The 26,030-nt window shown below is 62.2% G+C and carries 21 protein-coding genes and 2 pseudogenes; 13 read left to right on the top strand and 10 right to left on the bottom strand.

Annotation, left to right across the window (positions count from 1 at the left end):
* Positions 1-75: 75 nt before the first annotated feature.
* A complete protein-coding gene (locus ACK41X_RS13860; protein WP_409724176.1) occupies positions 76-2,436 on the bottom strand; it encodes a xanthine dehydrogenase family protein molybdopterin-binding subunit in 2,361 nt (786 codons plus the stop codon).
* 173 nt (positions 2,437-2,609) lie between these two features.
* Here ACK41X_RS13860 and ACK41X_RS13855 point away from each other — a divergent pair, with 173 nt between their 5' ends.
* From ACK41X_RS13855 to ACK41X_RS13835, 5 genes are all read left to right on the top strand, one after another.
* Positions 2,610-3,104, top strand: coding sequence for a DUF3237 domain-containing protein (locus ACK41X_RS13855; RefSeq protein WP_409724173.1), 495 nt, complete (start codon positions 2,610-2,612; stop codon positions 3,102-3,104).
* A 16-nt stretch (positions 3,105-3,120) separates the two neighbouring features.
* Positions 3,121-3,774 carry a hypothetical protein gene (locus ACK41X_RS13850; RefSeq protein ID WP_409724170.1) on the top strand — a complete coding sequence of 218 codons (654 nt, stop codon included), beginning with the start codon at positions 3,121-3,123 and terminating at the stop codon, positions 3,772-3,774.
* Between the two features lie 182 nt (positions 3,775-3,956).
* On the top strand, positions 3,957-4,865 hold the full coding sequence (cysD, locus tag ACK41X_RS13845) for a sulfate adenylyltransferase subunit CysD (RefSeq protein ID WP_409724167.1): 909 nt from the start codon (positions 3,957-3,959) through the stop codon (positions 4,863-4,865).
* Positions 4,865-6,727, top strand: a complete 1,863-nt coding sequence (gene cysC / locus ACK41X_RS13840) for an adenylyl-sulfate kinase (protein WP_409724164.1) — start codon at positions 4,865-4,867, stop codon at positions 6,725-6,727. The genes cysD and cysC overlap by 1 nt, the downstream gene beginning before the upstream one ends.
* A 67-nt stretch (positions 6,728-6,794) precedes the next feature.
* On the top strand, positions 6,795-7,793 hold the full coding sequence (locus tag ACK41X_RS13835; protein ID WP_409724161.1) for a DUF808 domain-containing protein: 999 nt from the start codon (positions 6,795-6,797) through the stop codon (positions 7,791-7,793).
* Between the two features lie 59 nt (positions 7,794-7,852).
* On the opposite strand, the gene ACK41X_RS13830 is transcribed toward ACK41X_RS13835, so the two are convergent.
* From ACK41X_RS13830 to ACK41X_RS13810, 5 genes are read right to left on the bottom strand one after another with little or no spacing between them, the layout of a single operon-like run.
* On the bottom strand, positions 7,853-8,473 hold the full coding sequence (locus ACK41X_RS13830) for a thioredoxin family protein (RefSeq protein WP_409724158.1): 621 nt from the start codon (positions 8,471-8,473) through the stop codon (positions 7,853-7,855).
* Positions 8,474-8,501: 28 nt separating this feature from the next.
* On the bottom strand, positions 8,502-10,574 hold the full coding sequence (locus ACK41X_RS13825) for a protein-disulfide reductase DsbD family protein (protein WP_409724155.1): 2,073 nt from the start codon (positions 10,572-10,574) through the stop codon (positions 8,502-8,504).
* Positions 10,575-10,623: 49 nt separating this feature from the next.
* A complete protein-coding gene (locus ACK41X_RS13820) occupies positions 10,624-12,057 on the bottom strand; it encodes an MFS transporter (RefSeq protein ID WP_409724153.1) in 1,434 nt (477 codons plus the stop codon).
* A 5-nt stretch (positions 12,058-12,062) separates the two neighbouring features.
* Positions 12,063-12,956, bottom strand: a complete 894-nt coding sequence (locus tag ACK41X_RS13815; protein WP_409724150.1) for a polyphosphate kinase 2 family protein — start codon at positions 12,954-12,956, stop codon at positions 12,063-12,065.
* A gap of 16 nt (positions 12,957-12,972) precedes the next feature.
* On the bottom strand, positions 12,973-13,611 hold the full coding sequence (locus ACK41X_RS13810) for a hypothetical protein (protein ID WP_409724147.1): 639 nt from the start codon (positions 13,609-13,611) through the stop codon (positions 12,973-12,975).
* Between ACK41X_RS13810 and gmd the strand changes: the two genes are divergently transcribed.
* Complete coding sequence (gene gmd / locus ACK41X_RS13805; RefSeq protein ID WP_409724145.1) at positions 13,606-14,586, top strand: GDP-mannose 4,6-dehydratase; 981 nt, start codon at positions 13,606-13,608, stop codon at positions 14,584-14,586. The two genes, ACK41X_RS13810 and gmd, sit on opposite strands and share 6 nt — an antisense overlap.
* A 313-nt stretch (positions 14,587-14,899) precedes the next feature.
* On the opposite strand, the gene ACK41X_RS13800 is transcribed toward gmd, so the two are convergent.
* The 3 genes from ACK41X_RS13800 to ACK41X_RS13790 all read right to left on the bottom strand — a co-directional run bounded on the left by ACK41X_RS13800 (position 14,900) and on the right by ACK41X_RS13790 (position 18,220).
* A complete protein-coding gene (locus tag ACK41X_RS13800; RefSeq protein ID WP_409724142.1) occupies positions 14,900-16,345 on the bottom strand; it encodes a mannose-1-phosphate guanylyltransferase/mannose-6-phosphate isomerase in 1,446 nt (481 codons plus the stop codon).
* Positions 16,346-16,589: 244 nt separating this feature from the next.
* On the bottom strand, positions 16,590-17,672 hold the full coding sequence (locus ACK41X_RS13795) for a Rad52/Rad22 family DNA repair protein (protein WP_409724140.1): 1,083 nt from the start codon (positions 17,670-17,672) through the stop codon (positions 16,590-16,592).
* On the bottom strand, positions 17,669-18,220 hold the full coding sequence (locus ACK41X_RS13790) for a siphovirus Gp157 family protein (protein ID WP_409724138.1): 552 nt from the start codon (positions 18,218-18,220) through the stop codon (positions 17,669-17,671). The genes ACK41X_RS13795 and ACK41X_RS13790 overlap by 4 nt, the downstream gene beginning before the upstream one ends.
* 57 nt (positions 18,221-18,277) lie before the next feature.
* Here ACK41X_RS13790 and ACK41X_RS13785 point away from each other — a divergent pair, with 57 nt between their 5' ends.
* The 6 genes and pseudogenes from ACK41X_RS13785 to ACK41X_RS13760 all read left to right on the top strand — a co-directional run bounded on the left by ACK41X_RS13785 (position 18,278) and on the right by ACK41X_RS13760 (position 23,108).
* Positions 18,278-18,526 carry a helix-turn-helix domain-containing protein gene (locus ACK41X_RS13785; RefSeq protein WP_409724135.1) on the top strand — a complete coding sequence of 83 codons (249 nt, stop codon included), beginning with the start codon at positions 18,278-18,280 and terminating at the stop codon, positions 18,524-18,526.
* A gap of 180 nt (positions 18,527-18,706) precedes the next feature.
* Positions 18,707-19,318, top strand: a complete 612-nt coding sequence (locus ACK41X_RS13780; protein WP_409724132.1) for a hypothetical protein — start codon at positions 18,707-18,709, stop codon at positions 19,316-19,318.
* Positions 19,315-19,980: a hypothetical protein gene (locus ACK41X_RS13775; protein WP_409724129.1), complete on the top strand. Its 666-nt coding sequence runs from the start codon at positions 19,315-19,317 to the stop codon at positions 19,978-19,980. Before ACK41X_RS13780 ends, ACK41X_RS13775 begins: the two co-directional genes overlap by 4 nt.
* A gap of 707 nt (positions 19,981-20,687) precedes the next feature.
* Positions 20,688-21,958, top strand: a pseudogene (gene istA / locus ACK41X_RS13770) (IS21 family transposase).
* Positions 21,958-22,809 carry an IS21-like element helper ATPase IstB gene (gene istB, locus ACK41X_RS13765; protein WP_409724126.1) on the top strand — a complete coding sequence of 284 codons (852 nt, stop codon included), beginning with the start codon at positions 21,958-21,960 and terminating at the stop codon, positions 22,807-22,809. The pseudogene istA and the gene istB overlap by 1 nt, the downstream one beginning before the upstream one ends.
* An 86-nt stretch (positions 22,810-22,895) precedes the next feature.
* Positions 22,896-23,108, top strand: a complete 213-nt coding sequence (locus ACK41X_RS13760) for a hypothetical protein (protein WP_409724123.1) — start codon at positions 22,896-22,898, stop codon at positions 23,106-23,108.
* A 357-nt stretch (positions 23,109-23,465) separates the two neighbouring features.
* Here the strand turns inward: ACK41X_RS13760 and ACK41X_RS13755 are convergent, their stop codons facing one another.
* On the bottom strand, positions 23,466-25,439 hold the full coding sequence (locus ACK41X_RS13755; protein ID WP_409724121.1) for a tetratricopeptide repeat protein: 1,974 nt from the start codon (positions 25,437-25,439) through the stop codon (positions 23,466-23,468).
* 242 nt (positions 25,440-25,681) lie between these two features.
* On the opposite strand from ACK41X_RS13755, the pseudogene ACK41X_RS13750 reads away from it, so the two are divergent.
* Positions 25,682-26,030 (top strand): annotated as a pseudogene (locus tag ACK41X_RS13750) (transposase); the annotation flags it as partial.

Genomic DNA, 26,030 nt, shown 5'->3' with positions numbered 1-26,030 from the left:
CACATTGTGGCCGCAGCACGCCGAGATTACGGAAAGGAGCGCGTGACGTTTTCGCCTGTGCGCCTGCCCAGGCGTTTAAGCACGTGCCCAGGCCAGATTTCCGCCCTTCCCGCTCGCGCGCGCCGCGTGCATCGCCTCCCAGACCCGCGCCGGCGTCGCCGGCATGTCGATATGCTCAACGCCCATCGGCTTCAGCGCATCGAGGATGGCATTGATCACGGTCGGCGGCGCGCCGATGGTGCCCGACTCGCCGATGCCTTTGACGCCAAGCGGGTTGGTCTTGGACGGCACCTCCTCGAGATGCGTCTCGATCTCGGGGAACAGGTTGGCGCGCGGCATGCCGTAATCCATGAAGGTCGCCGACAGCATCTGCCCGGACTCCCTGTCATAGACAGCGTGCTCCAGCAGCGCCTGGCCGATGCCCTGCGCAATGCCGCCGTGGATCTGGCCGCGCACGATCATCGGATTGAGGACCACGCCGAGATCGTCAACCACGAAATAGCGATCGATCCGCACCTCTCCGGTTTCCGGATCGACCTCGACCTCGCAGACATGCGACCCGTTCGGATGGTTCGGCGGATTGGTCGACCAGGTGCCCTGCGCCTCAAGGCCGACGCCCATCTTCTCGGTGAGCGGTCCCATCGGCGCATAGAACGCCTTGGCCACTTCGGTCAGCGGGATGGTCTTGTCGGTGCCGACCACCCGGAACGCGCCGTCCTTGAATTCGAGATCGCCTTCGGCCGCCTCCATCAGCGCCGCCGCCATCGGCTTGGCCTTCTCGACGATCGCATCCGCCGCCACTTTCAGCGCGTTGCCGCCGACGAGGGAGGAGCGCGCCGCATAGGTGCCGCGGCCGAAGGGCACCGATGCGGTATCGCCCTGGATGTAGCGGATGGTCTCGAACGGCACGCCGAGCCATTCATGCACGAGCTGCGCGAACACGGTGGCATGCCCCTGTCCGTGCGAATGGGTGCCGGCGATGATCGACACCGAGCCCGACGGATCGAACCGCAGGTCCATGCGGTCGTTGAAGATGCCGCCCTGCTCGATATAGAAGGTCACGGCGCGGCCGCGCAGCTTGCCCTCGCTTTCCGACTTCTTCTTGCGCGCCTCGTAGCCCTTCCAGTCGCTGACATCGAGACACTTATCCATCACACGGTGGAATTGCCCGGAATCATAGACCCAGAAAGTGGGCGTGGTGTAGGGCAGCTTGCTCTCGGGAATGAGATTGCGGCGGCGGATTTCGTCGGACGGGATGCCGATCTCGCGCGCGGCCTGCTCGATCATCCGCTCGGTGAAATACGCCGCTTCGGGGCGACCGGCGCCGCGATAGGGGCCGACCGGCGAGGTGTTGGTGAGCAGGCCCTGCACCATCACATGCAGCGCCTGGATGTCATAGGCTTCCGGCGAGAACCGCAGCGCAAAGGCCGCGGGCACCAGGCCGGGACCGACGAAATAGGCGCCGACCTGATACAGCGCCTTCATCCGCAGGCCGAGAATCGTGCCGCTCTCGTCGAGCGCCATCTCGCCATACATCACCATCTCGCGGCCATGCCGGTCGGTGAGCAGGCTCTCGGTGCGGGTGGCGAGCCACTTCACCGGACGGCCGAGCTTCTTCGATGCCCATAGCGTGACGCAATCGTCCGGGAACGGGCTGCCCTTCAGACCGAAGCCGCCGCCGACATCCGGCGACACCACGCGGATCTGACTCTCCGCGCAATGGAAGATGTGCGACAGCTCCATGCGCACGCCGTGCGGATTCTGCGAGCAGGTGTAGAGCGTGTATTGGTCGTCAGCCTCGTTGTAGTCGCCGATCGCGACACGCGGCTCCATCGCATTCGGGGCGAGGCGATTGTGCTCGATGCGCGCGTTGACCACGTGCTTGGCCTTGGCGAAAGCCGCGTCGGTTGCCGCCTGATCGCCGAACATCAGGCCAAACGCCCAGTTGCCCTTCTCGTTGTTCTCCCAGACCTTCGGCGCGCCCTCCTTCACCGCATCCTCAAGATCGGTGACCGCCGGCAATTCCTCATACTCGACCTCAATCAGATCGGCGGCGTCGCGTGCCTGCATTGCCGTCTCGGCAACCACGAAGGCGACACGATCGCCGACAAAGCGCACCCGGTCGGAGCAGATCAGCGGCAGCCAGGTGCGAAAGCCGGCCGGCGCGCCGACCTCTTCCGGCATGGGATGCGCGGTCAATTCGCCGAGCTTGTCGGCCTTGGCGTCGGCGCCGGTCAGGACGAGGAGCACGCCCGGTGCGGCCTTCGCCTTCGAGACGTCGATTTTTTTGATGCGCGCATTCGCATAGGGAGAGCCGACGGCAACCATATGCGCCTGGTTCGGCAGGTTGATGTCGTCGACATACCGGCCCTTGCCGGTAAGAAAGCGCTGGTCCTCGACCCGCTTCACCGCCTGCCCGATGCCGAATTTAGCCATTCATTCCCCCGTATGGATTTGGAAGTGTTTGAAACAACGATAGCGGCAATTGCGCCGTCTCGACAATGGCTTATTCACGCCCCCCGGAGTGCGGGGTGGGACGACGATGGGCCGCTCGACGCGCGCGCTCCTGCCGATTAGGCTGCCGCAAAACGAATTCGGGGGGAACCGTCATGTCCGAGCCGCTCGCCGCCATTCTGCCCCGCGAAATGACCGAGCTGCGGCTGCGGCCGCTATTCCTGTTCGAGCTTGCGGTGAAACCCGCAAGCGTCATCGGCAAGACCCCAGGGGTCGACCGGCGTGTGGGTGAAATCACCGGCGGACGCTTCGAGGGCGAACGGCTGCGGGGCAAAATCCTGTCCGGCGGCAGCGACTGGCAGGCGGTGCGCGCCGATGGCGCCTGGATGCTGGACGTGCGCTGTGTGATGGAGACCGACGACGGCGCGCTGATCGGCATGACCTATCGCGGCATCCGGCACGGCCCGAAAGACGTACTCGACCGCATCGCCAAGGGCGAAGTGGTCAATCCGTCGCTTTATTACATGCGCGCGACCCCCTATTTCGAAACCGCGTCGGAGAAATACAATTTCCTCAATCTGATGGCCACGGTCGCCTACGGACATAGGCTCGCGACCGGCCCGGTCTACAGCGTGTTCCAAGTCCTCTAGCGAAGCCAAAAAACGAATGAATCCGATCCTGCATCTCATTGAAGACGTATTCAGCGACGGCGCCGACATGACGCTGCCGCCGTCGCCGCGCATGATGTTCGTCACCCATGGCGCGGTCAGCATCGCGGAACAATCGATCGGCGGCGGCGAAGCCTGGCACGGCGAGGATGAGGTAACAGTCACTGCCGGACCGGAAGGCGCAACATGCTGGCGCTTCGAATTGTCCGGATCGCTGATCGATCACGTCGTCGTCGCGCATGGCGTCGCTTCGCGCGTGAAGCTCGCCGCCCCGCTGGAATTTCTTCCCGCGGGCGACCTCCTGTTTCGCGGCGACAGCGTCGCCTTCCCGCCGGGCGGCACCGCCATGCTGCACCGGCACCAGGGGCCCGGCATTCGCTGCCTGATCGAGGGCGGCATCCGGATCGACACCCATGGCCGCTCGACGAGTTACGGGCCCGGCGGCGCGTGGTTCGAGTCCGGCCCCGAACCGGTTTTCGCGCAGGCCGCCGCCGACCGCCCGAGCCGCTTCATACGCGCCATGATCCTGCCGCAGAGCCTGCTTGGCAAAAGCTCGATCCAGTATGTCAACGAGGAAGACAAGGCGAAGCCGAAGTCGCAATCCTACAAGGTGTTCGCCGACATGCCGATCACAAGGCACCGCGGCGGCTGAGGCCAAGCCACCTCATTCCAAAGACGGGGCGCATTGTCGCGATCGCATCTCGACACGGCGGGCGGCTGCCGCTAAATAGCGCCGCCTTGGCGGCCAAGGACCGCTAACTGTCGGACGGTAAAGCGGAAATTCGCAACCCGCTCGGCGCCCCGATTGTAGAATTTCTTTCCTGCAAGGGCCCCATGCCAAGTAATTTATCCCGCCATCTGTCCAGTCTTGAGACAGAAGCTATCGTCATCCTGCGCGAAACCGCTTCGGCCTTCGAGCGCCCGGTGCTGATGTATTCGATCGGCAAGGATTCCAGCGTCCTCCTGCATCTGTGCCGCAAGGCCTTCCATCCGGCCAAAATTCCGTTCACCGCGCTGCATATCGATACCACCTGGAAGTTCCGGGACATGATCGCTCATCGCGAACGGATGAAGGCGGAACTCGACCTCAATCTGATCGTCCACACCAATCGCAAGGCGCTGGAAGACGGCGCGCATCCGGTCCGGTCGGGTTCGTCGGTCTGGACCCGGGAGATGAAGACCGTCGCGCTGCGCGAAGCGCTCGACATGTACAAATTCGACGCCGCCATCGGCGGGGCGCGGCGCGACGAAGAGCCGAGCCGCTCCAAGGAGCGCATCTTCTCCGTGCGCGGACCGAACCATTCCTGGGATCCGCGGCGGCAGCGCCCCGAACTCTGGCATCTCTACAATCCGCAGATCGCCGCGGACGAGACGATGCGGGTGTTCCCGCTCTCGAACTGGACCGAACTCGATGTGTGGGAATACATCCTCGCCGAGGATATCCCCGTGGTGCCGCTTTACTTCGCCAAGAAGCGACCGGTGGTCGAACGCGGCGGCAGCCTGATCATGATCGACGACCACCGGCTCGAATTGCTGCCGGGCGAGCAGCGCCGCGAAGTCGTGATCCGGTTCCGCTCGCTCGGCTGCTATCCGCTGTCGGCAGCGGTGCTGTCCGATGCCGCGAGCGTCGCCGACATCGTGGAGGAACTGCGCACGACGCGCCAATCCGAGCGCGCTGGACGCCTCATCGATGCCGACGAAGTCTCGTCCATGGAACGCAAGAAGCGCGAGGGTTATTTCTGATGCGCGCCCCCATTACTGAACGCGATCACCTGCGATTCCTCGCCTGCGGCGCCGTCGATGACGGCAAATCGACCCTGATCGGACGGCTGATGGCGGAAACCGGCTCGGTGCCGGACGACCTGATGGCAAACCTCGTGCACCTGTCGAAGAAATTCGGCACCACCGGCGGCGATCTCGACTATGCCCTCCTGCTCGACGGTCTCGAGGCCGAGCGCGAACAGGGCATCACCATCGACGTCGCCTATCGCTATTTCGGCACGCCGAAGCGCGCCTTCATCGTCGCCGACACACCGGGCCACGAGCAATATACGCGCAACATGGTGACCGGCGCCTCCAACGCCGAATTCGCCCTCCTCCTGGTCGACGCCAAAGCCGGGCTGACGCGGCAGACCCTGCGTCACAGCCGCATTCTGTCGCTGCTCGGGATCAAGCGCGTCCTGCTGGTCGTCAACAAGATGGACCTCGTCGATTGCCGTCAGGCGCCGTTCGACGCCATCCGCGACGAGTATCAGGTGTTCGCCGCGCAGCTTCAATTCGAGCATGTCGAGGCGATCCCGATCGTCGCCCGCGACGGCGACAATATCGTGCGCCGCAGCGAGCGCATGGCCTGGTATCAGGGCCCGACCGTGCTGCAGCATCTGGAGACCGTACCGATCTCCACCCATCAGCTCGAACAGCCCGCGCGCTTCCACGTGCAATCGGTGGTGCGCACGCAATCCGGCGGCCGCGGCTATGCCGGCTATATGTCGTCGGGCGTGTTCAATCGCGGCGATACCGTGCTGGTCGGCCGTTCGCACCGCAGCTCCACGATCAAGCATATCTATATCTATCCGGATACGGTCGAGAGCCTGGAGGCGGGACAGGCCGCGACCATCGAGCTTACTGATCAGGTCGACGTCTCGCGCGGCGACATTCTCGCGCCCGCCGATCACCCGCCGGACGTGGCGGACCAGTTCGCCGCGCACCTGGTCTGGCTGAACGAAAATCCGATGCTGCCCGGCCGCACCTATTCGCTGCGGATCGGCACCCACACTGTCGCGGCGACGGTGACGGCGCTGAAGCATGGCACCGATATCGAGACCGGCGAGCACGCTGCCGTGACGACGCTCGCCATCAACGATATCGGATTTTGCAACATCGCGACCACCGAGCCGATCGCCTTCGACGCCTATGCGAAAAACCGCGAGACCGGCGCCTTCATCCTGATCGACCGGCAGACCGGTGCGACCGCGGGCGCCGGCATGGTGGAATTCCCGCTCTATCGCGCCAGCAATCTGGTCAGGCAGAGCTACGAGATCGACAAGGCGTTCCGCGCCAAGATGAAAGGCCAACGCCCCGCAACTGTGTGGTTCACCGGACTGCCAAGCGCCGGCAAATCCACCATCCTCAACCTGGTCGAGCAGAAACTAAGCCGGCGCGGCGTCCATACCTACGCGCTCGATGGCGACAATATGCGGCTCGGGCTCAACCGCGATCTGGGCTTCACCGAGGCCGATCGCGTGGAGAATGTGCGGCGCGCGGGCGAAGTGGCGCGGCTGATGACCGATGCCGGGCTTGTGGTGCTCTGCGCGTTCGTGTCGCCGTTCCGCAACGAGCGGCAATCGGTGCGCGAGCGTCACGACCCGGGCGAATTCATCGAGGTGTTCGTCGATACGCCGCTTGCCGTCTGCGAACAGCGCGACCCCAAGGGGCTTTATGCCAAGGCGCGCGCCGGCAAGGCGTTCCATGTCACCGGCATCGATTCGCCCTACGAACCCCCCCTCGACCCCGAGGTGCGGCTGCGCACCGAAACCGGCACCCCGGACGAGATGGCCGAACAGGTGATTGCGCAACTGGTGCGGTTCGGCATTATCGCGCGCTGAGCCGGAACCATCGGCCCGGCCGGGCGTTGCCGGGGCCGCTGTAACTTTGGCCGGGAAGAATTGCGCCGTGAGCGTCGGATTGCTCGCCCTTCTCGACGACGTCGCGGCCATCGCCAAGGTGGCGGCCGCGCAGCTCGACGACGTGGCGGCGCAGGCGGCAAAGGCCGGCGCCAAGGCCGCGGGCGTCGTCATCGACGACGCCGCGGTGACGCCACGTTATATGATCGGATTTGCGGCGGTGCGCGAAATCCCGATCGTGCGCAAGATTGCGGTCGGCTCGCTCAAGAACAAGCTCTTGATCCTTTTGCCGGCCGCTCTGGCGCTGAGCTATTTCCTGCCCGCCGCGATCACGCCGCTCCTGATGATCGGCGGGGCCTATCTCACCTATGAAGGTGCGGAAAAGGTGCTCGAGGCGCTGCTGCCGCACCACGCCCATGCCCATGAGGCGGCGATCGGCTCGGTTGCGATCGATCCTCGGACCCTGGAGGACCAGAAGGTCGCCAGCGCCATCAAGACCGATTTCATCCTGTCGGCCGAGATCATGGCGATCGCGCTGGCGACGCTGCCGCAAGCCAACCTGGCGATGCAGGCTGCCGTTCTGGCGGTGGTCGGCGTCGGTATCACCGCCCTCGTTTACGGCGCGGTGGCGCTGATCGTCAAAGCCGACGACATCGGGCTGGTGCTGGCGGCAAACCGCAGCGCCTCGGTCTTGGGCGCGCTGAGCCGCAGCATCGGACGCGGCCTGGTCCGCGGGATGCCGTCATTCCTGGCAGCGCTGAGTGTCGTCGGCACCGCCGCCATGATCTGGGTCGGCGGCGGCATCGTCATCCATGGCATGGAGACGTTCGGACTGACCGCGATCGGGCACGCCGTTCATCATGCCGCGCACAGCGCCGCACAGGCCATCTCGTTCGCTCAGCCGGTGGTGGAATGGATCGTCGGCGCCGTCGGTGCCGGACTGTTCGGGCTGGCGCTCGGCGCGCTGCTGATCCCGGTGGCGAGCTATGTCATCGCGCCGGTCTGGTCATTGCTGAAGGCGCCGCTGCGGTCGCGCAAGCCATCCTGAAAAAGCTTTGCGCCCGCCGGACGGCGGGCGCATGGTCGTCGGTGCAGGTGCGCCGCCGGTTACGAGGGGTATTTCACCACGCAGCCATAGGCACGGGTATTGGTGGTCGAGACCGGCTTGCCGGCCTTCAGTTCGGTCAGCGCGTTGTCGACATAATTGGTCGCGCCCTGAATGTCGGCGGCACGCGCGGTCGGCTTGTCGTCAATCGCGCCGGCATAGGCGAGCGTGCCGTCCGGCTTGATGATGTACATATGCGGCGTCACCATCGCGCCATAGGCTTTCGCCACCTCCTGCTTCGGATCGAGCAGCACCGCGGTCGGCGCCGCCTTGCGGTCCGTGGTCAGGCTGTTGGCGCGTGCGGCATCGGCAAAGCCCTGCTCGCCGGGCGGCGAGGAAATCACCGACAGCCAGACCACGCCCTGTTCGGTCCACTTCTTCTGCAGCGCCTGCATGTTGCCGGCGTTGTAATGCTTGCGCACATAAGGGCAGCCGTCATTGGTCCATTCCAGCACCACGGTCTTGCCCTTGAAGTCGCCGAGACTGACGGTCTTGCCGTTGCTGTCGGTCGCGGTGAAGGCCGGCGCCGGCGCGCCCACTTTCGGTTCGGCATGCACGGCAGGCATGGCGATGAGCGAGATCGCAGCGGCGGCGATCGTCGTTGCGAAGACGCGTCGGTTCATGTCTTTGTCTCCCGTTGCGGTGTGGCGGTCAAAGCGACTGAATCGTCTCGAGCACGAGCGATTGTGTGAGGATTTGCGGCAAAACCACGGGCTCCTGGCCGCGGCGATAGAGCACATAGAGCGGAACACCGGACCGGCCGAAACGCTCCAAGAGGCGGGTGATTTCCGGATTGCGGTTGGTCCAATCGCCCTTGAGATAGGCGATATTCTTTCCCGCAAAGGCCTCGCGCACGGCCTCGCTCGACAAGGCGGTCCGCTCGTTGACGAGGCAGGTGATGCACCAGGCCGCGGTCATGTTGACGAAGACCGGCCGGCCCTCTGCGAGGAGCATCTCCAGCTTCGCTTGCGTGAAGGCCTCATAACCGGCCTCCGCGGCGGATGCCTGAGCGGTGGTCTGTGCGCCCTGGTCCGAGCGGAGCATCACCGCGATGACGGCGACGGCAATCAGCGCGGCGTTCGCCATGCCGCGGAAGGCGAGCGCGGAACGGCCGCTCTGCCCCTGCACCAGACCATAGGCCCAGGCGGCGAAGGCAATCAGCACGAGGCCCGCGAGTGCGGCGGCGAGTCCGGTGGGTCCAACCTGGAAGCTTAGCACCCAGATCAGCCAGGCCGCGGTGCCATAGAGCGGAAAGGCCAGGAATTGCTTCAGCGTCTCCATCCAGCGGCCGGGCCGCGGCAGCATCCGCTGTAGCCCGGGCACGAAAGCAAGCACGAGGAACGGCAATGCCAGCCCAAGGCCGAGACTGAGGAACACTGTCAGCCCGACGATCGCCGGCTGGGTCAGCGCATAGCCGATCGATGCGCCCATAAACGGCGCAGTGCAGGGCGTGGCGACCACGGTGGCCAGGGTGCCGGCGAAGAACGAGCCGGGCAGCCCGGTCCGCTGCAACAGCTTGCTGCCGCCGACCCGGGTCAGCGACGTGCCGATCGGCAGAATGCCCGACAGGCTCAAGCCGAACGCAAAGATCACGAAGGCGAGCGCCGCCACCACCGCAGGCGACTGCAACTGGAAGCCCCAGCCGATTTCGTCGCCGCCGGCACGCAGCGCATAAAGCGCCGCGGCCAGCACCGCGAAGCTTGCGAGAATGCCTGCGGTATAGGCGAGCCCGTGCATGCGAATGCGCGCCGCAGGCTCCTGCGCATGCCGGGTCAGATGCAGGATCTTGATCGACAGCACCGGGAACACGCAGGGCATCAGATTGAGGATGATGCCGGCGAGCAGCGCCAGCAGCGCGGCCTGGAGGAGCGAAATCCCCTGCGCTCCGATCGGCGACGGCGTGGCATTCACCGCAAAGGCATGCCGTACGGCGTTGCCGCCGATGTCCTCTTCCACCACCAGGACGCCGTCGAGCTGATTGGGCGCCGACTGCGCAATCTGGCCGCGCTCGATCGCAAGCTGCGCCCCCTCGCCCACAGCGACAAGGGTTTGCGGCGCGGAGTTGACGATCAGCGTATTGTCATAGGGAAAGAAGGTAACGGAGCGGACATTGTCGCGTTTCAGATCGGCCTTCGGCAACGACAGCGTGATGGTCTTGGGATCGGCGGCGAAGGTCGCGGTCCAGGGCGACGGCTGCGGCAGCTGGCTGCGCGCTGTGTCGAACAGCTTGCCATTGGCGCCGGGCGATGCGCCGCCCGATAAAGCAACCGGCAGCGCAAGCGATACGCGATCTTCTCCCGGAATGCATTCCTTCTCGCAGACAAGGAAGGCGACCTCCGCGTTCAGAGTGACGGTGTCGCCCGGCTTCAGATCGGCGGGCGGCGTGATGCGCGCCAGCAGAACCGCTTCGCCCTCATAGCCGAAGCTTGTCACCGGACCGAGCCGGATGATCTCGGGTGCGGGCCATTCCAGCCCCGAGGCCGTAAAGCCTTCGGGCAGCTTCCAGTCGACCGTGGTCGGCTCCCCGGAATCGCCTGGGTTGCGCCAATAGGTGTGCCAATGCTCCTTCATGGTCAGGCGGATGCCGACCTGGAACGGCTCGCCCGGAACAATGGAATCGGGTTCGGCCAGCAATTCGACCTTGACGAGATCGGAGGTGTCCTGGGCGCGCGCCGGGGCAACAATAAGCGCCAGCGCCGCCACGACGGCAAGCGCAACAGTCAAGCGACAGAACGATGACAGAAACCCGCTTTTCATGATTCCCGGCAGCCTATCACCGGCCCGCATTGGCGGGCGATGCGACCATCGGCTGCGACACCTCTTCCAGGCCGCGCCCTTCCGGAATATCGCGGATCCCTCTGGCGAGAATAAGGGTGATCACGGCGCCCAGTGTGCTCACGATAGCCATAAGTGCCAAAACCCCGGCGACCCCGGCAAATTCCTTGATCTGCGGCAGCACAAAGATCCCAAATGTCGCACCCGCCTTGGCCGCCGCCGCGGCAAAACCGCTGGCGGAGGCGCGCACCGCCGTCGGGAACAATTCCGGCGCCATGGTGAAGGTGGTCGCGTTCGGCCCCGCATTCATTGCGAGGTTGAACAGGATGAACCCGGCAAAGACCGGTACGACATGCGCGCTTGCACCACCGCCGGAAAGCACGGCCGTGAGCAGGATCAGCATGCCGAACGTCATGCCGAAAAATCCGGCGACCTGCATATGCAGCCGGCCGAAGCGCGGCACCGCCCACACCCCAATCAGGAATCCGATCAGCAGAAACAGGTCGATTGCGGCGCTGCCCTGCGCCGCCGTGAAGTCAGCCGCAACCGGATCGCGCGGCTTTGCGCCGAGATGCAGTGCCGCGAGGATGACGGGCGTGAACAGCCCGACGCCGTAGGTTGCGATGTCCATCAGGAACCAGGGCAGCGACACCAGAGCCGTGCGCCTTCGATACGGCTGCGAGAACAGCACCGCCATGCCGCGCTCACTTGAAGGCGGCGGTTCGCTCGGATGCTCGATCGGAATTCGGGTCAGGCCGGTCACGACATCCGCAGCCTTGCCGATATGCCCGTGATCGAGCAGCCAGCGCGGACTTTCCGGCAGCCACATCCGGCCGAGCATGAAAGCAAACGCGCCGGCACCGGTCGCACCCACGATGAACCGCCAATCGATGGTCTGGTCTTCCAGGCGCAGCAGCGTGAGCGCCACGGCCGCGGCAATCAGCATGCCGACCGATTGCAGCGCGATGGTCGCGACCATCATGCGGCTCCGCTCGCGCTTGGGCATGGTTTCGGAGACATAGGAGGCGCTGACCGGAAAATCGATGCCGATGCCGATGCCGATCAGGAACTGGCCGAACAGTACGGCCAGCGCATTCTCCGCTGCGCCGCTGAACACCGCGCCGGTGGCAAGGATCGCCATGTCGATAATGAGCAGCGGCTTGCGCCCGAAGCGGTCTGCGGCCGCTCCGCCAAACGCCGCGCCGACGGCCGCGCCGAGCACGAGTGCGGCGCCGATCACGCCGACCATCAGCGCACTCAGTTCGAAGCGCGTGGTGAGCAGCGGCATCGCCACGCCGAGCGAGAAGATCGAAAAGCCGTCGAGTAGCGTGCCGCCGCTCGCCAAGAGCCAGATGGCATATTGGCGCGCGCCCATCGGCGCCTGGTCGAGGACCGTAAAGTGAGGCGCCGGCGCGCTGCCCTGAGCCGGCATCGCCGCTAGCTCTTCTTCTTGGCGGCCTTGGCCTTGCCTGACTTCACCGTCTTGGCCTTTCCGCCCTCAGCCTGTGCAGCCGAATGATAGAGCTTGCGGATCTGCGCGAGGTCGACACCCGGCTTCGGCAGTTCCAGCCGCATGTCGTCCATTGTGTCCGCGATGATCTGCGAGACAGCGAGATTGCGAAACCATTTGTGGTTTGCCGGGATCACATACCACGGCGCATGCTTTTGCGAGCAGCGCGACAGCGCGTCCTCGAACGCATCGATATAGTCGTCCCAGAAATCGCGTTCCTTGTAGTCGGAATCGCTGATCTTCCATTGCCGCGCCGGATCGTCGAGCCGCTCCTTGAAGCGGGCAAGCTGCTCGTCCTTGGAGATATAGAGAAAAAACTTGAGGATGGTCGTGTTGTTGTCCTTGTGGAGCAGCCTCTCCCAATCGTTGATAAAATCGTAGCGCGCCTTCCAGACCGGTTTAGGCACCAGCTTGTGCACACGCGCGACCAGCACATCCTCGTAATGCGAGCGGTTGAAAACCGCGACCTCGCCCTTCCCCGGCGCATGCGGATGCACCCGCCAGAGGAAATCGTGGTCTTTCTCCGCAGGGGTGGGCTGCTTGAACCCCTGCACCTTCACGCCCTGCGGGTCCATGGCGCTGATGACATGCCAGCAGGTGCCGTCCTTGCCGGCGCCGTCGATGCCCTGAAGGACGATCAGCAGCGCATGATTGCGGTCGCCATAGAACAGCCGCTGCATGTCGGTCAGCTTCTGCCGGTACCGGTCGAGATGCTTCGCCGCCTCCTGCGCCGACGTGATGCCGCCATGATAGCCGGGATCGATATCCTTGAGACGAAACGTCTTGCCCGGCGGGACCAGCAATGTCTTCCTGAAATCCATTCCGTTCTCCAGCCGGTCAGCCCGCAATCGGATCTGCGAGCGCGCGCATCTGAGCCGCGTTACGCTCGAACCTGCGGACATACACGAGCTTAACGAGGTCGATCACCACCATCCAGACGAGGCAATAGGCCCAGACCGCGGCGATCGCGCCCCAGGACAACGCCGGCATCAGAAGGCCGAAGCCGCAGATAACAATCGCCGCGACCTGGGTCGCCACGATCGCGAAGAACAGCGGCGCGCTCGGATAGGGCGGGAAGAACACCGAATGCCGCGTGCGCACCACAAAAAGGAGCAGATGCCCGCCGACCGCGAGCTGCAGGAACATCATGGTCTTGAGGCTGTCGGCATCGAGCGAGATCGTTGCCGTCAGCGATGCATCCGCAATCCAGTGCAGCCCGATCAAGAGGAGACCGAGGCTTTCCGCGAACGAGAACAGCCCCATCAGGCCGGCAAACATCAGCACATGATGCATGTCCCAGCGCTCTGGTTTGGGCGAAGGCGTGACATTGTCGTAGGCGATGGTCATGATCGGGATGTCGTCGAGCAGGGCCAGCACCACGATCATCACCGCGGTCAGCGGCTGAAACTCGAAGAACACCACCGACGCCACGACCAGCAGCATGATGTCGAGCGTCATCGCGATGCGGTAATGCACATAGCTCAGGATGCGCTGGAAAAGCGCCGCTCATCATCCCTGAACACGCAACGCATAGACCATCTTTACAAGGATCCGCATTTCGACTCGACCGAGTTTTTCCTGCATTACGGCGACCTAACGGATGCCACCAATCTGATTCGCCTCATTCAGGAGACGAAGCCGGACGAGATTTACAATCTTGCGGCACAGAGCCATGTCCAGGTCTCTTTCGACACGCCTGAATACACGGCCAATGTCGACGCGCTGGGCCCGTTACGGCTGCTGGAAGCAATCCGCATTCTCAATATGTGCGAGCGTGTGCGGTACTATCAAGCATCCACCTCCGAACTTTACGGCAACAGACCGGCTCCTCAGGACGAAGATACGCCTTTCGCGCCTTGCAGCCCTTACGCGGCAGCGAAGCTCTATGCATATTGGGCAACTGTCAATTACCGAAATGCGTACGGCATGTTCGCGAGCAACGGAATTCTGTTCAATCACGAAAGCCCAATTCGCGGAGAGACCTTTGTCACGCGCAAGATTACGCGTGCAGTTGCTGCTATCCATGCAGGTCAGCAGGACAGGCTGTATTTGGGCAACCTCGATGCCAGACGTGACTGGGGGCATGCGCGCGACTATGTCGAAGGTATGTGGTCGATATTGCAACACAGCACGCCGGATGACTTCGTGCTTGCGACCGGAGTCTCGCATTCGGTGCGCGAGTTCGCTGAAATCGCTTTTTCATTCATCGGACGAGAACTTGTCTGGCAGGGGACCGGGGTCGATGAAATAGGCATCGATGCAAGGTCCGGCGCCGTTCTTGTGGCGATCGACCCGCGCTATTTCCGGCCGACCGAGGTTCCACACCTGCTTGGGAATCCTGAAAAGGCAAGACGGACGCTGGGCTGGCGGCATCGTGTCACCTTCCATCAATTGGTCGAAGAGATGGTCGAGCATGACTTGCGGACCGTCGCAGCCCAAGGTGCCGCGTAACAGCTGCAGCCTGACCCGGCTCTGAAGACACCGAGTTAGGTGGTTAGGGGAGACCTGACGGTGGTGATGGAGAGCTTCTTCCCGTTCGCTAATAACCTAGCGCACTGACGGCAAGACCTGCAGCCCTACACGAGGTTAGCGCCGACGACTTCGGCGAGATCAAGCGCTTCGACAATCCGAAACTCGGGCACTCGACGATTGGATATCCGAGCCCGATGGCGTTCGAGCAGAACGACGGCTTGGCTTAGGTGTTGTGTTAACGAAGCCGCGCGACGGCCACTTCCGGCTGTTGGTTTGACCGCAGTAACACTTATCAAGCAAGCGTCGTCAGGCTCGTGACGCGCCTATAATCGTCCTCGATGCGGACGATATCGTCCTCGCCGAGATAGCTGCCGGTCTGCACCTCGATCAGTTCCAGATCGATCATGCCGGGATTTTCCAGCCGGTGCGGCGTTCCCATCGGGATATAGATCGACTGGTTCTCGTGCAGCGTCTTGACCTCGTCGCCGATCGTCACACGCGCAGTGCCGCGCACCACGATCCAGTGCTCGGCGCGGTGGTGATGATATTGCAACGAGAGCCGGCCGCCGCGCTTTACCACGATCCGCTTCACCTGATAGCGGTCGCCATGATCGAGCGACTGGTAATTGCCCCACGGCCGGTGCACGCGCAGGTGATCGACCGTGACGGCCGGCGCCACCTCTTTCAGCCGGCCGACCAGGCGCTTCATCTCGGCGGTATTCTTCCGGTCGGCGATCAGCACGGCGTCTTCGCTCGCGACCACGACGAGATCGCGCACGCCGAACAAGGCCACCAGCGGTTTCTCCGACGCAGCAAAGGAATTCTGCGTATCGACAAACACGGCATGCCCCTGCCCGGCATTGCCGTCGGCATCATGCGGGGTCAATTCCCAGACCGCGTGCCATGAGCCGACATCGGACCAGCCATAGGATACCGGGATGACCGCGGCGCGCCTGGTCTTTTCCATCACCGCATAATCGATCGAAGTCGCCTTGGCTCTGGCAAAGCCGTCCTGCGCGATGGTGACGAAACCGAGATCGCTGCCGGCCGTCTCGATCGCCTGCTGTGTGGCCGCCACCGTGTCCGGCTCGAAGGCGGCATATTCGCCGAGCAGATCGCCGGCCCTGAAAATGAAATTGCCGGAATTCCACAAATAGCCTTCTGCAATATAGCGCTTCGCCGTCTCGGCGTCCGGCTTCTCGACGAATTGCTCGACCGCGAACACACCGCCCTCGATCTGCGCGCCGGGGCGGATATAGCCATATTCGGTCGCGGGCCGGTCCGGCTTCACGCCGAAGGTCACGATGCGCCCGCCCTGCGCCGCCGTACCCGCGGCATGGCAGGCGGTGGCAAACGCTGCCTCGTCTGCAACCACATGGTCCGCGGCCAGCGCCAACATCACCGGATCGCCGTCGCGCTTCTGGCCGAACACCGCTCCAGCCGCAATTGCGGGTCCGGAATCGCGGCGCAAAGGCTCGAGCAGGATATCGGCCTCGATGCCGATATCGCCAAGCTGCTCGCTAACGATGAATCGATATTGCGCATTGGTGATCACGATCGGCCGGGCGAAAACCGCCGGGTCCGAGACCCGCAGCATCGTCTCCTGGAAGGTCGAACGCGCACCGAAAAGCGGCAGAAACTGCTTCGGCCGACCCTCGCGCGAGGACGGCCACAGCCGCGTGCCCGCACCGCCGCACATGACGAGGGGGACAATTCCTAACTGATCTCTTGAACTCATCGAAGAACAGATACCAAGCGAACTCGAAGCCACCAAAAATTCAATATTCAATAACCGCTCTGCAAAAGCAATAGAGTACCGCATCTCAGCGCGTGATGCAGAGCGGCAGCGTTACAATTCTAGCGTTGGCTCACCTGTGAGGCTGCCACGGCTCGCGCCTTGACGCTTGCCCTCCGCGCGATAAACCCGTCTAAAGTCCAATCGAAGTCGACGGTTGTCGCCAGTCCCAATGGCCCTCCTGGCGTCATCCTTCGTTGCCGCCTTTGGTTTCCATCACTCTAGCGACTGCATCACTGACGTCGGCAGCCGACCCAGCATTTTCGCCAAGAATGGAGTTGCGCCAAAGCTCTTTGGCGATCGGAAGCGGGTCGATTTCCATATCGATCCACCATGCAATCTCGTTGCCCGATTGGTGCAACTGGCGATGATGGATCCTGCAGAGCGGGACTGTGTATTCGTCGCTCACCTTCCGCGACATCGCACGAGGTTGCGTGAACTGAAGGTGATGCGCATCGGAGGGCGTTCGGCTGCAAATCAAGCAAGGCTCGTTCGCAACCCTTCGGAGGTGTGCAGCGTTGCGCCGCCGCACCTCTCTGGGGATCATCAAACCGACCGTGCCGTCTTCAGCATTGCGCTCTTCAGGGCCACGCTCCTGGTCCGGCGGCTGCAAACCCACCGGGGCATCGATTGCTGTGGTCGTGGTCGCCTCGGTTTGAGCGTAATCTTCAACACCAGATGTGGACTGCAGTTCGATGCGGGCCTCATTGGCCAGAAGGGTCGTCGCGTGAGACGGATTTGGCCAGGGCTGTGGAACCACAGAATACCGGCCATTCGCCCCCCTCTCTTGTCGCGTTCGGCGGCGCGCGTGATTGGGGATCCCTGCAGTTCGCGCCGCGCTTCGCTTGTTGTCGGCATAGAGTGCCAAGCCAAAGGGCTTTCCAAATGTCGCCAAGGCTCTTTTGGTCGCGTCAGTTTCCGAGGTCTTGATTGCTTTCTCGTGCGCCTCGCTGAGTGAATCGGCCACCCCCTCCCCTGTCCCGTACGCTTCCCGGACGACACAACGTTGGTCCGCCTGGACCGACACTCGCACCTTGGTGACATATACCGCAGTGAACACGCCCCGGGCCTCGCGCGCAGTCACACATCGGCTTTCGATGGTTTCCCGATTCCAGCCATCGAAGCCAAAGATTCGATTGGCTTCCGAGATCGCATACCATCCCTCGATGTAAGTAAGCTCCCGTCCATCAGCGAGCTGTCTGACCCGGATGAAGCTGTCCTTGATGTTCTTGCCAAGGGCCCGTGTCTGCCTTGCCGAAAAGCCGGTCATTTCGTCCTCACACTCAATACTACTTCGGGTTTGCTCAACTGTACGCCTTCGACCGCGATTCCGGTCTTGAGGTCTTTCAGCAGTTGTTGTTTGTCGAGCTTGGGAGCGCTGGGACGCCAATACGGTGCCGGTATCCGCTGCTCGTCCAAAATTACCACGGACGGGTTGCCCTCGCGCAGCGAGATCGTCAGGTCGACAGCCGTTACCCGTTGCACGCCAGCCTTGACCATCGCCTCGCGGGCGAGGATGCGACGCTTGTCCGCGCGGTCGTAGAGCCGGCACAGCCGCTCGTTCATTTCCGTAATGCGGCCTTTGAGTCCATCGGCCATGGCCTCGTCACATAATGCCGAGCGCACGACCGCAGCGATGATGTCGTGAAGGTCGGTCAACCCCTCTAGGGTGTCGGCCAAAGTGCGTTCATCGATCGTCGGATCCTCAGACAGCAGTTGCTCTCGAAGAAATTGGTAAATGTGCATTTGAGACATTATGTTGCTGCGAATCGCGACTGTGTGGGTTTGTAACGCCGCATCTCGGCGGGCCGTGCTCATAAGCGGTCTCCTTCTGAATGTATTTTCGATACTTTTAGTATCGCTTTAGAGAAGGCCATGTCAATACTAAAAGTATCAATAAGGCAATTGAAGGCTGCCAGAGCCCTATTGGGTTGGTCCCAAGAGGATCTCGCAAAAATTGCCGGTGTTTCGCTACCGACGGTCAAGCGTCTCGAATCAGCCGACGGACTGCTCGGAGGACGCGATGACACGATTGACAAGTTGAGGACGGCAATCGAGAACGCCGGAATTGAATTTCTTCATGATAAAGGCGGCATCGGAGTTCGCTTCGCGCCGAAGAAATAGAAAACGCCACCACGTTAGCTCAATTAAGATGGCAGTTCTCGGCCGTTGATTAACAACCATGGCCTTTTTTGCTAAGCACCATGAGTCCTTGTGAAGGAATTTAAAGGTGGCATTCTCGTTGATTAGAACTTTTGAATGGCGGGCGGGAGAAGTACATCTGGCGCAAACTAGGAACCGCCAATGAAACGAACAGGGATCTCTGCAAACCGCAAGAGCGAGCCGGCGGGCCCGGCGCAGCCGGATATCGACCGGCTTTTGGGGGCGCCGCCCCTCTTCAAGGGAGAGGACCGAAAAGCGTACCATGCCTTGCAGGATCAGGTCCGGAACCTGGTCAAGCCAGTCGATTTAATCGAGCAATTCTGGATCCGCGATGTCGTCGACTTGATATGGGAGATAGGCCGACTGCGTCGCCTCAAGGCCAAGCTGATGAGCGCGTCGGCCCACAAAGGTCTGCACGAGATCCTCAAGCCGATCACTGGATATGACGCAGACGATCTTGTTGAGGGATGGGCTGCTGGCGATCGGACCGTCGTAAAGAAAGTTAATGGTCTGCTCGCCAAGGCGCAGATCGATACGGAAGCCATCATGGCGCAAACCCTCTTGGTCGAGATCGACCCGATCGAGCGGATTGAACGGATGATCGCGGGCGCAGAGTCACGCCTGAGCGCCGTACTGCGCGAGATCGATCGCCGTCGCGATCAGGTTGCAGCGCGCCTGCGTCACGCCGTGGCGGCGATTGAAGATGCTGAGTTTCAGGAGGTTTCAGATCGAGTCAACGGAAGAACATCATGACCAGCGCCGCGCGCATTGCGGCCAACAAGGCCAATGCTCGCCGCAGCACCGGCCCAAAGACCCCAGCAGGGAAGATGCGATCCGCCAAGAATGCCCTGCGGCATGGATTGTCGCTGCCGATCGCGCAAGATCCGAACTTAAGCGCAGAGGCTGAGACCTTGGCAAAGGCGATCGTGGGCGACGGTGCCAGTTCCGAGCAACTCGACGCAGCACGCCAGATCGCCGAAGCGCAAATCGATCTGATGCGGGTGCGCGCCGCTCGATTCGCCGCCTTGAGTGCGGGCATCGACAATCCGGATTATGAGCCGCGTAAAGCGTTCCACGCCCGTATCTCTCGCATCAATAAGCTGTTGCTCGCGATGCTGAAAGAGCCATCGGAAGACAATGTATCAACCGTCCTTGACATGAAGCCAGTCACCGTTGCCGATCTCGTCGCTGAGGCAATGACAAACTGTGACAACGGGCCATCAGCAATGGACGTGTTCCAGAAGAGATGGCTCTTGCGGCGGAAACTGCCCAAACTGGCGCGCACGCTTGAGGTGATGCGAGAACTCGCCGGAACGCTCGCTCGGCTTGACCGGTACGAGCGGCGCGCATTGTCCCGGCGCAAATTCGCGGTCCGACGGTTCGATGATTTGACTCCGGCTTCCGACCGAATGTAGCCCGTTTTCACCCGTGAGGCCGGGACAAAAGGCGCCTCTATCGACGGGATCATGATCGTCCTCCGGATTGCAGCCAACGTCATAAATCGGTGACGTAAAACCCGCTTTACTCGCAACAGTCTAACCCGGTGCTGAAGCGTTGGAAGATCGAAGCCTATTATTTTTCGTCAACGAACAGAGTTTGTTTTTGGCCTCACGGGACATAGCGCCGGATCTCGTCGAACTCTCACGAAGGAATAGGTCTATATTCCTTTATGGAATAGCCGCTTTGTTTAAATTCGGCAGAACAAAGCCAGTTTCACGTTGATTTTCAACGCTTGCCCGTCGCGCGCCCGTCTCAGAGCGGGCGATCTCTCAGTTGCGAGCCGCGCTGGAGCGAGCTGGGGTGAGTTTCATCGACGACGGCAAGTTCATTGTGACCTGCCACTGAACTTTCATCCAGCGGCGGTTAGAGTCTCGGCCAATGTTACGCCCTTCGGCGCGTTGAGTGTACCGGCATAGTCAGCCGGTGTTTTGTAACCCAGCGAGGAGTGCGTGTCATTGGGCGTTGAATACTCCCCGATTGTGGGCATCGAAAATTCCCTAGCTGGCATGGCTGCCTGAAGGGGCCGGGGCGCGAAGGCTCCATATACCGCAGCGCCACGGCCCCTTCAGGCGTGAGGCGCCGATCCTTGTCGTCCGGACTGATTCGGGCGGGGACGGCGCGGATGATCCAGCTTGGAGACCTCATCGTGATTTTGGACCTTCACCAGCAAGGTTTGTCGATCAGCGCGATCGCGCGCCGCACCGGCCGCGATCCGAAAACCATCCGCAAATACATCGAGCGCGGGCTGGAGCCGCCGGCTTACGGTCTGCGGCAGGTGGGCCGTCCCTCGAAGCTCGCGCCCTATCTCGACTATCTTCGCGGGCGCGTCGAGGCATTCCCAGAACTCAGTGCCGTCCGACTGAACCGGGAGATCCGCGAGCGCGGATATATCGGGGCCTATACGGCGGTGAAACGGTTCGTGGCGGCGATCCGTCCCGAGAGTTTGCCGAAACCGTTCGAAGTTCGTTTCGAGACGCCGGCCGGCCAGCAGGCGCAGGTCGATTTTGCGCGATTTGTCGTCACCTTCAGCGACGAGCCTGGGATTGTGCGGATTGTCTGGCTGTTCTCGTTCGTGCTCGGCCACTCGCGCTACATCTTTGCGCGCTTCGTCATGCATCAGGACCTGCAGACTCTGTTGCGCTGCCACATGCAGGCATTCGCGGCGATCGGCGGGGTGCCGATCGAAATTCTCTACGACCGTATGAAGACGGCAGTGACCGGCGAGGACGGTGCCGGCCATATTGTCTACAATCGCTCGCTGCTGGCGCTGGCGCAGCACTACGGCTTCCTCCCGAAAGCCTGCCGGCCCTACCGCGCCAAGACCAAGGGCAAAGTCGAGCGGCCGTTCAGCTACATCCGGCAGGACTTCTTCCTGGCCCGGAACTTCCGGAATCTGGACGATCTCAACACTCAGCTCGACGACTGGCTGGTGACCGTCGCCAATGCACGGGTGCATGGCACCACGCAAAAGGTGGTGTCCGAAGCCTTCACAGCCGAGCAGCCGGAGCTTCAGAGGCTTCCGGCTACGCCCTTCGACACCCTGCTCAAGCTCGAACGGCGCGTCAGCCACGATGGCCTGGTCTCGGTGGCAATTATTACTCCGTCCCCGACCGCACACGCAGGATCGTCGAGGTTCACCAACTGCCGGACTCAATCCGCATTCTCGACCAGGGCCGGCTGGTCGCGGTCCATCCCGTGCTCGAAGGGCGCCGCAGAACCCGTGTCGTACCGGAACACAGACAGGGCGCCGCGCGCGCTCGAACAATGTCTGCGTTCAGTCGTGCGACCGATCATGGTGCTGTGCTCGGGCGCCCTGGCGAGCATGTAGCGCGCCGCTCTTTGGATGTGTACCAGTCCATCGCCGCCCGCCTCGCAACCAGGGAGGGCCGGTGATGAACAGCCAAACCACGCTCGACAGCATCAAGAAGAGCCTGGTCGCCCTGAAGATGCCGCGGGCTCTCGAACTGCTTGATGCCACGCTGCGTCAGGTGGAACAGGGCGAGAGCAGTTGGGTCGAGGCGCTCGACCGGCTGCTGCTCGAGGAGCAGACCTTGCGCGACAACCGCCGCACCAGGACGGCTTTGCGCATGGCCCGTCTCTCCGCCATCAAGACGCTGGCTGGGTTCGACTTCGCCTTCCAGCCCTCGCTCGACCGCAATCGCATCCTGGCGCTGGCAGAGCTCAAGTTCATTGAACGCGCCGAAGTCGTGCATCTGCTCGGCCCGCCCGGCACCGGCAAAAGCCATCTCGCAACTGCGCTCGCTGTCGAGGCCGTAAAGGCCGGCAAGAGCGTCGCCTTCGCCACCCTCGCCGAAATCGTCACCTCCCTCGCCAAGGCCGAACGAGAAGGCACCTTGCGCGAGCGCATCCGCTTCCTGGCACGCGCCTCCCTCCTGGTCGTCGACGAAATCGGCTACCTGCCTGTCGTTCCCGGCGGCGGCAATCTGTTCTTCCAGCTGGTCAACGCTCGCTACGAAAAAGGCGCCATGATCCTCACCTCCAACCGCGGCTTCGCCGAGTGGGGCGAGGTCTTCGGCGATCAGGTCGTTGCCACCGCGCTGCTCGATCGCCTGCTGCACCACGCTGTCGTCATTCAGATCGAAGGCTCCAGCTATCGCATGCGACAGCACGCCGATCTCGTCCCCGAAACCGTCAGGCCGAGAACGATCGCCAACCCGCAGGCCGGGCCGAAACGGCGCGGTCGCCCGCCATTACGGAAACCTCAGGATCAACAATCCGGCTGATCACCGACGAAAAACTTCAACCGCCAACTAGGGAAAATTGGAAGCCCAGATTCACGGAAAGTTCGCCGCCCGTTGACAGCGATCGAGTGGAGAACAACATCAATCCGGTCGGTCGCATGATGTACGCCGGATCGACGACGATGTGCTGTGCGCACGCGATCTCCGAGCGGGGCACGCATGTGCTCGGCGCTCAGGCCGGGCCGCGGCGGCTCGAGGAAGTACTGCGGTCGGCCGGGCTCGCCTCAATTCGCACTGCTGCCACAACCCGCTTCAACCTCGTTATCGAGGCCCGGCGGTAGCCGCATCGAGTGTCCGTAAATGTTGCAGGGCTGGGACTTCCCACCCTGCACTATTCTTTTGGACATTTTGCGATCTGAAGAAAAAACACCGGCCATTGTAACAGCGCTACCAAAGCTCCGACCTTTCGCGGATGAACCGCGGGGCTCAGACCGCCATTAAAACACCTAACTCGGTGTCTTCGGAACCGGGTGCAGGCCACCCGGTTCCGAACACACTGGGTGAGGTGTTCTAATTACACCGAACCTGGCCAAGGGAGCGTCGTGCGGACTGCGTCGGATTGAGCGTTTGATTCGCCAGGCCCTCGAAGCATCGGCGCTTGCATCACCCGGAGCAGAGCTCTCACAGCGATCTCTCGCTTACGGTGATGCCTTCAATGTGCGCAGAATGCCTTCTGCGGACTCTGACTTTTTCGCGGCCGCGATTTTCCCAAAACGCTCGCTTAGCACCTTGTCCGTCAGATGCGGCCGTCGGCCCTGAAGCTCGGCCAAAAGGGCGCGCGCCTTCGGCAGATCGCCGGCCTGAGCGTGTGCGGCAATCAACGTCAGCATGGTTAAAGCTTGGCCCGGATTTAGAGCATGAGCACGGGTTAGTTCACTGATGGCGCGATCGTAATTTCCAAGTTCCAGTTCCGCGAACCCGGCAAAGCCAAGCCAATATGACATTGCTGGATCGCGAGGGCTAAGCCGCATTGCGTATTTGATGTGCTCAAAACCCTCCTGCGCTTTACCTTCACGAACCAAAAGGCGACCGATCTGTGCATGTGACGGTGCGTGGCTGGGATTTAATGCCACCGCCTGCTTAAAGTGACGCAGGGCGTCCGCGGTCCGGTTGCGCGCGACATCGACAAGTCCCATGAGCGAATGAATCGAACTAATGTTCGGATTGCGCACGAGTTCGGCGCTCAAGATAGCTTCGGCCTTTGCGAGATGCGACTGTGTATCGGGCGCAATGAGCTGAAGCGCCATCTGTGTATGGTAGGCCGCGCGGCCGAGCCGCGCAGAAACATGGTCTGGATTGATCTCGAGCGCCGCATTGAAGCTTGCGAGAGCATCTCCCAGAGCCGATGCTCCCTTTGTCCCCGCCCGATCGATCGCGGACCATCCCTGCAAGACAAGTTTCTCTAAGGTCAGATCACCTACCTGTTGCGGTGCGAGGTGAGACACTTCGATCTGCAGTTCGCGCCCCAGGCCGTAGACGACTTCCCCTAGTAGAGATCCCAGACCATCGCCGGGGCGTTCGTACCGTCCCGACCACACCATTGACTGTGTTTTTCCATCGATCAATTCAACGCTGATATACAATTTGCCATCGTGTTGCAGCGCGCTGCCCTCGACCAAGTAATCGACCTTGAGTTGATCGGCAATTTTCGCCGCCTCAAGATTTCTGTCCTTGTAAGTTGCGGCGGTCTGTCGCGAGATCACCCGAAACGTCGGTATGCGAGCCAGGACTGTCGTGAGATTATCAGTAACGATCTCAGCAATCGCAATGCCGCGATCGTCATCGGTCGCATAGCTTTTGAATGGCAGCACCGCGATAGGGATGAGACCGCGCTCCTTCGCGGTGCGCATCGCTTGCGGCGGAATCCACGAATCGTTGGCACGCTCCGTCTGGCGATTCGCTTCCGGCGTTTCTCTAAGTACTAAGGAGACGGTGTTGTGCGGTGTCAGCAACAACGCCAGCCCCCCGACTACAAGCAGCGCGAGTCCAGCCGCCATCGCCGTGCGGCCGCGTCGCTGCGGTACTCGTGAGAGTGCGGCAGGCGGAGCGGTTTGTATATCAATTTGAAATGACCCTGCGCCCCTGTCGTCCGACTCAGCCGCAATACCTTTCGCGGCCTCTAACAGTGCAGCCGTCTCAACCTCGAAGTCCGCATCATTCTTGCCTTTCCGGAGCGCTATCAGCGATTTCGCGCGGACGAAAGCTGCATCGTAGCCATGATGCCTCAGCTCCAACGATACAAGTCGGAGATGATTCGCTCGATCAGGGTCAATATCAGCCAACTGCTCCGCAGAACGGATCGCGTTCCGCACATCGCCGATCTGGTCAAAATGCAGCAACAGGTCAAGGAAGGTCCGTCGTGCACCGCTCTCGAGTTGCTGCCGCTCTGTCACGACCCATTTGTCGAAGGCTTCCGACACAGGCGGAAAGCGGTCCATAAATGGGGCCCATGTGATGTCCAGGCAGCCTTTCTGCGTCGCAGGATCCATGCTTTGGGCGAGCGACTGGAACAGCAACGCATCCACCGACCGGACATCGGCTTCAAGGTAAAGAGCCTGATCGGTAACCTTGAGCAGCTCTGCAGGCACATCGCGACGTAGCGTCAGGATCAATTGGCGCAAATTCTGGCGCGCCGGCGCCGCTGAGCGATCGCACCATAGCAGCGCGGCCAAATGCTGCCGGGAGATCGGCTGCCCAGCATGCATGGCCAGATAACACAGAAGACCGAGGCCCTTGTGCGTACCAACGCGCGCAAACCTACCCGTATCGTCGCGCAGCAGAGGCTCACCTGGTCTGAGCCCCGCTAACTCCTCCAAGAATAGGTAGAGTCCATCACCTCCGAAGGGGATGGACCATGAAGCCGAGCCGATTTACCGAAGAACAGATCATCGCAATCCTGCGTGAGCAGGAGGCCGGCGGGAAGACGGCCGATGTGTGCCGCCAGCACGGGATCAGCAGCGCCACCTTCTACAAATGGAAGGCCAAGTATGGCGGCCTGGAGGTCTCCGACGCCAAGCGGCTGAAGGCGCTGGAGGACGAGAACGCCAAGCTCAAGAAGCTGCTGGCTGAGGCGATGCTCGACAACGCCATGCTCAAGGACATCGCATCAAAAAAATGGTGACGCCCGCCGCGAGGCGAGAGGCCGTCGCTCATCTGCGGACCTCCTTCGAGGTGAGCGAACGGCGGGCGTGTGGGGTGCTCGG

This window comes from Pseudorhodoplanes sp., assembly GCF_046289595.1.
Classification (GTDB): Bacteria; Pseudomonadota; Alphaproteobacteria; order Rhizobiales; family Xanthobacteraceae; genus Pseudorhodoplanes.
This window is presented reverse-complemented; position numbering and strand designations above follow the sequence as displayed.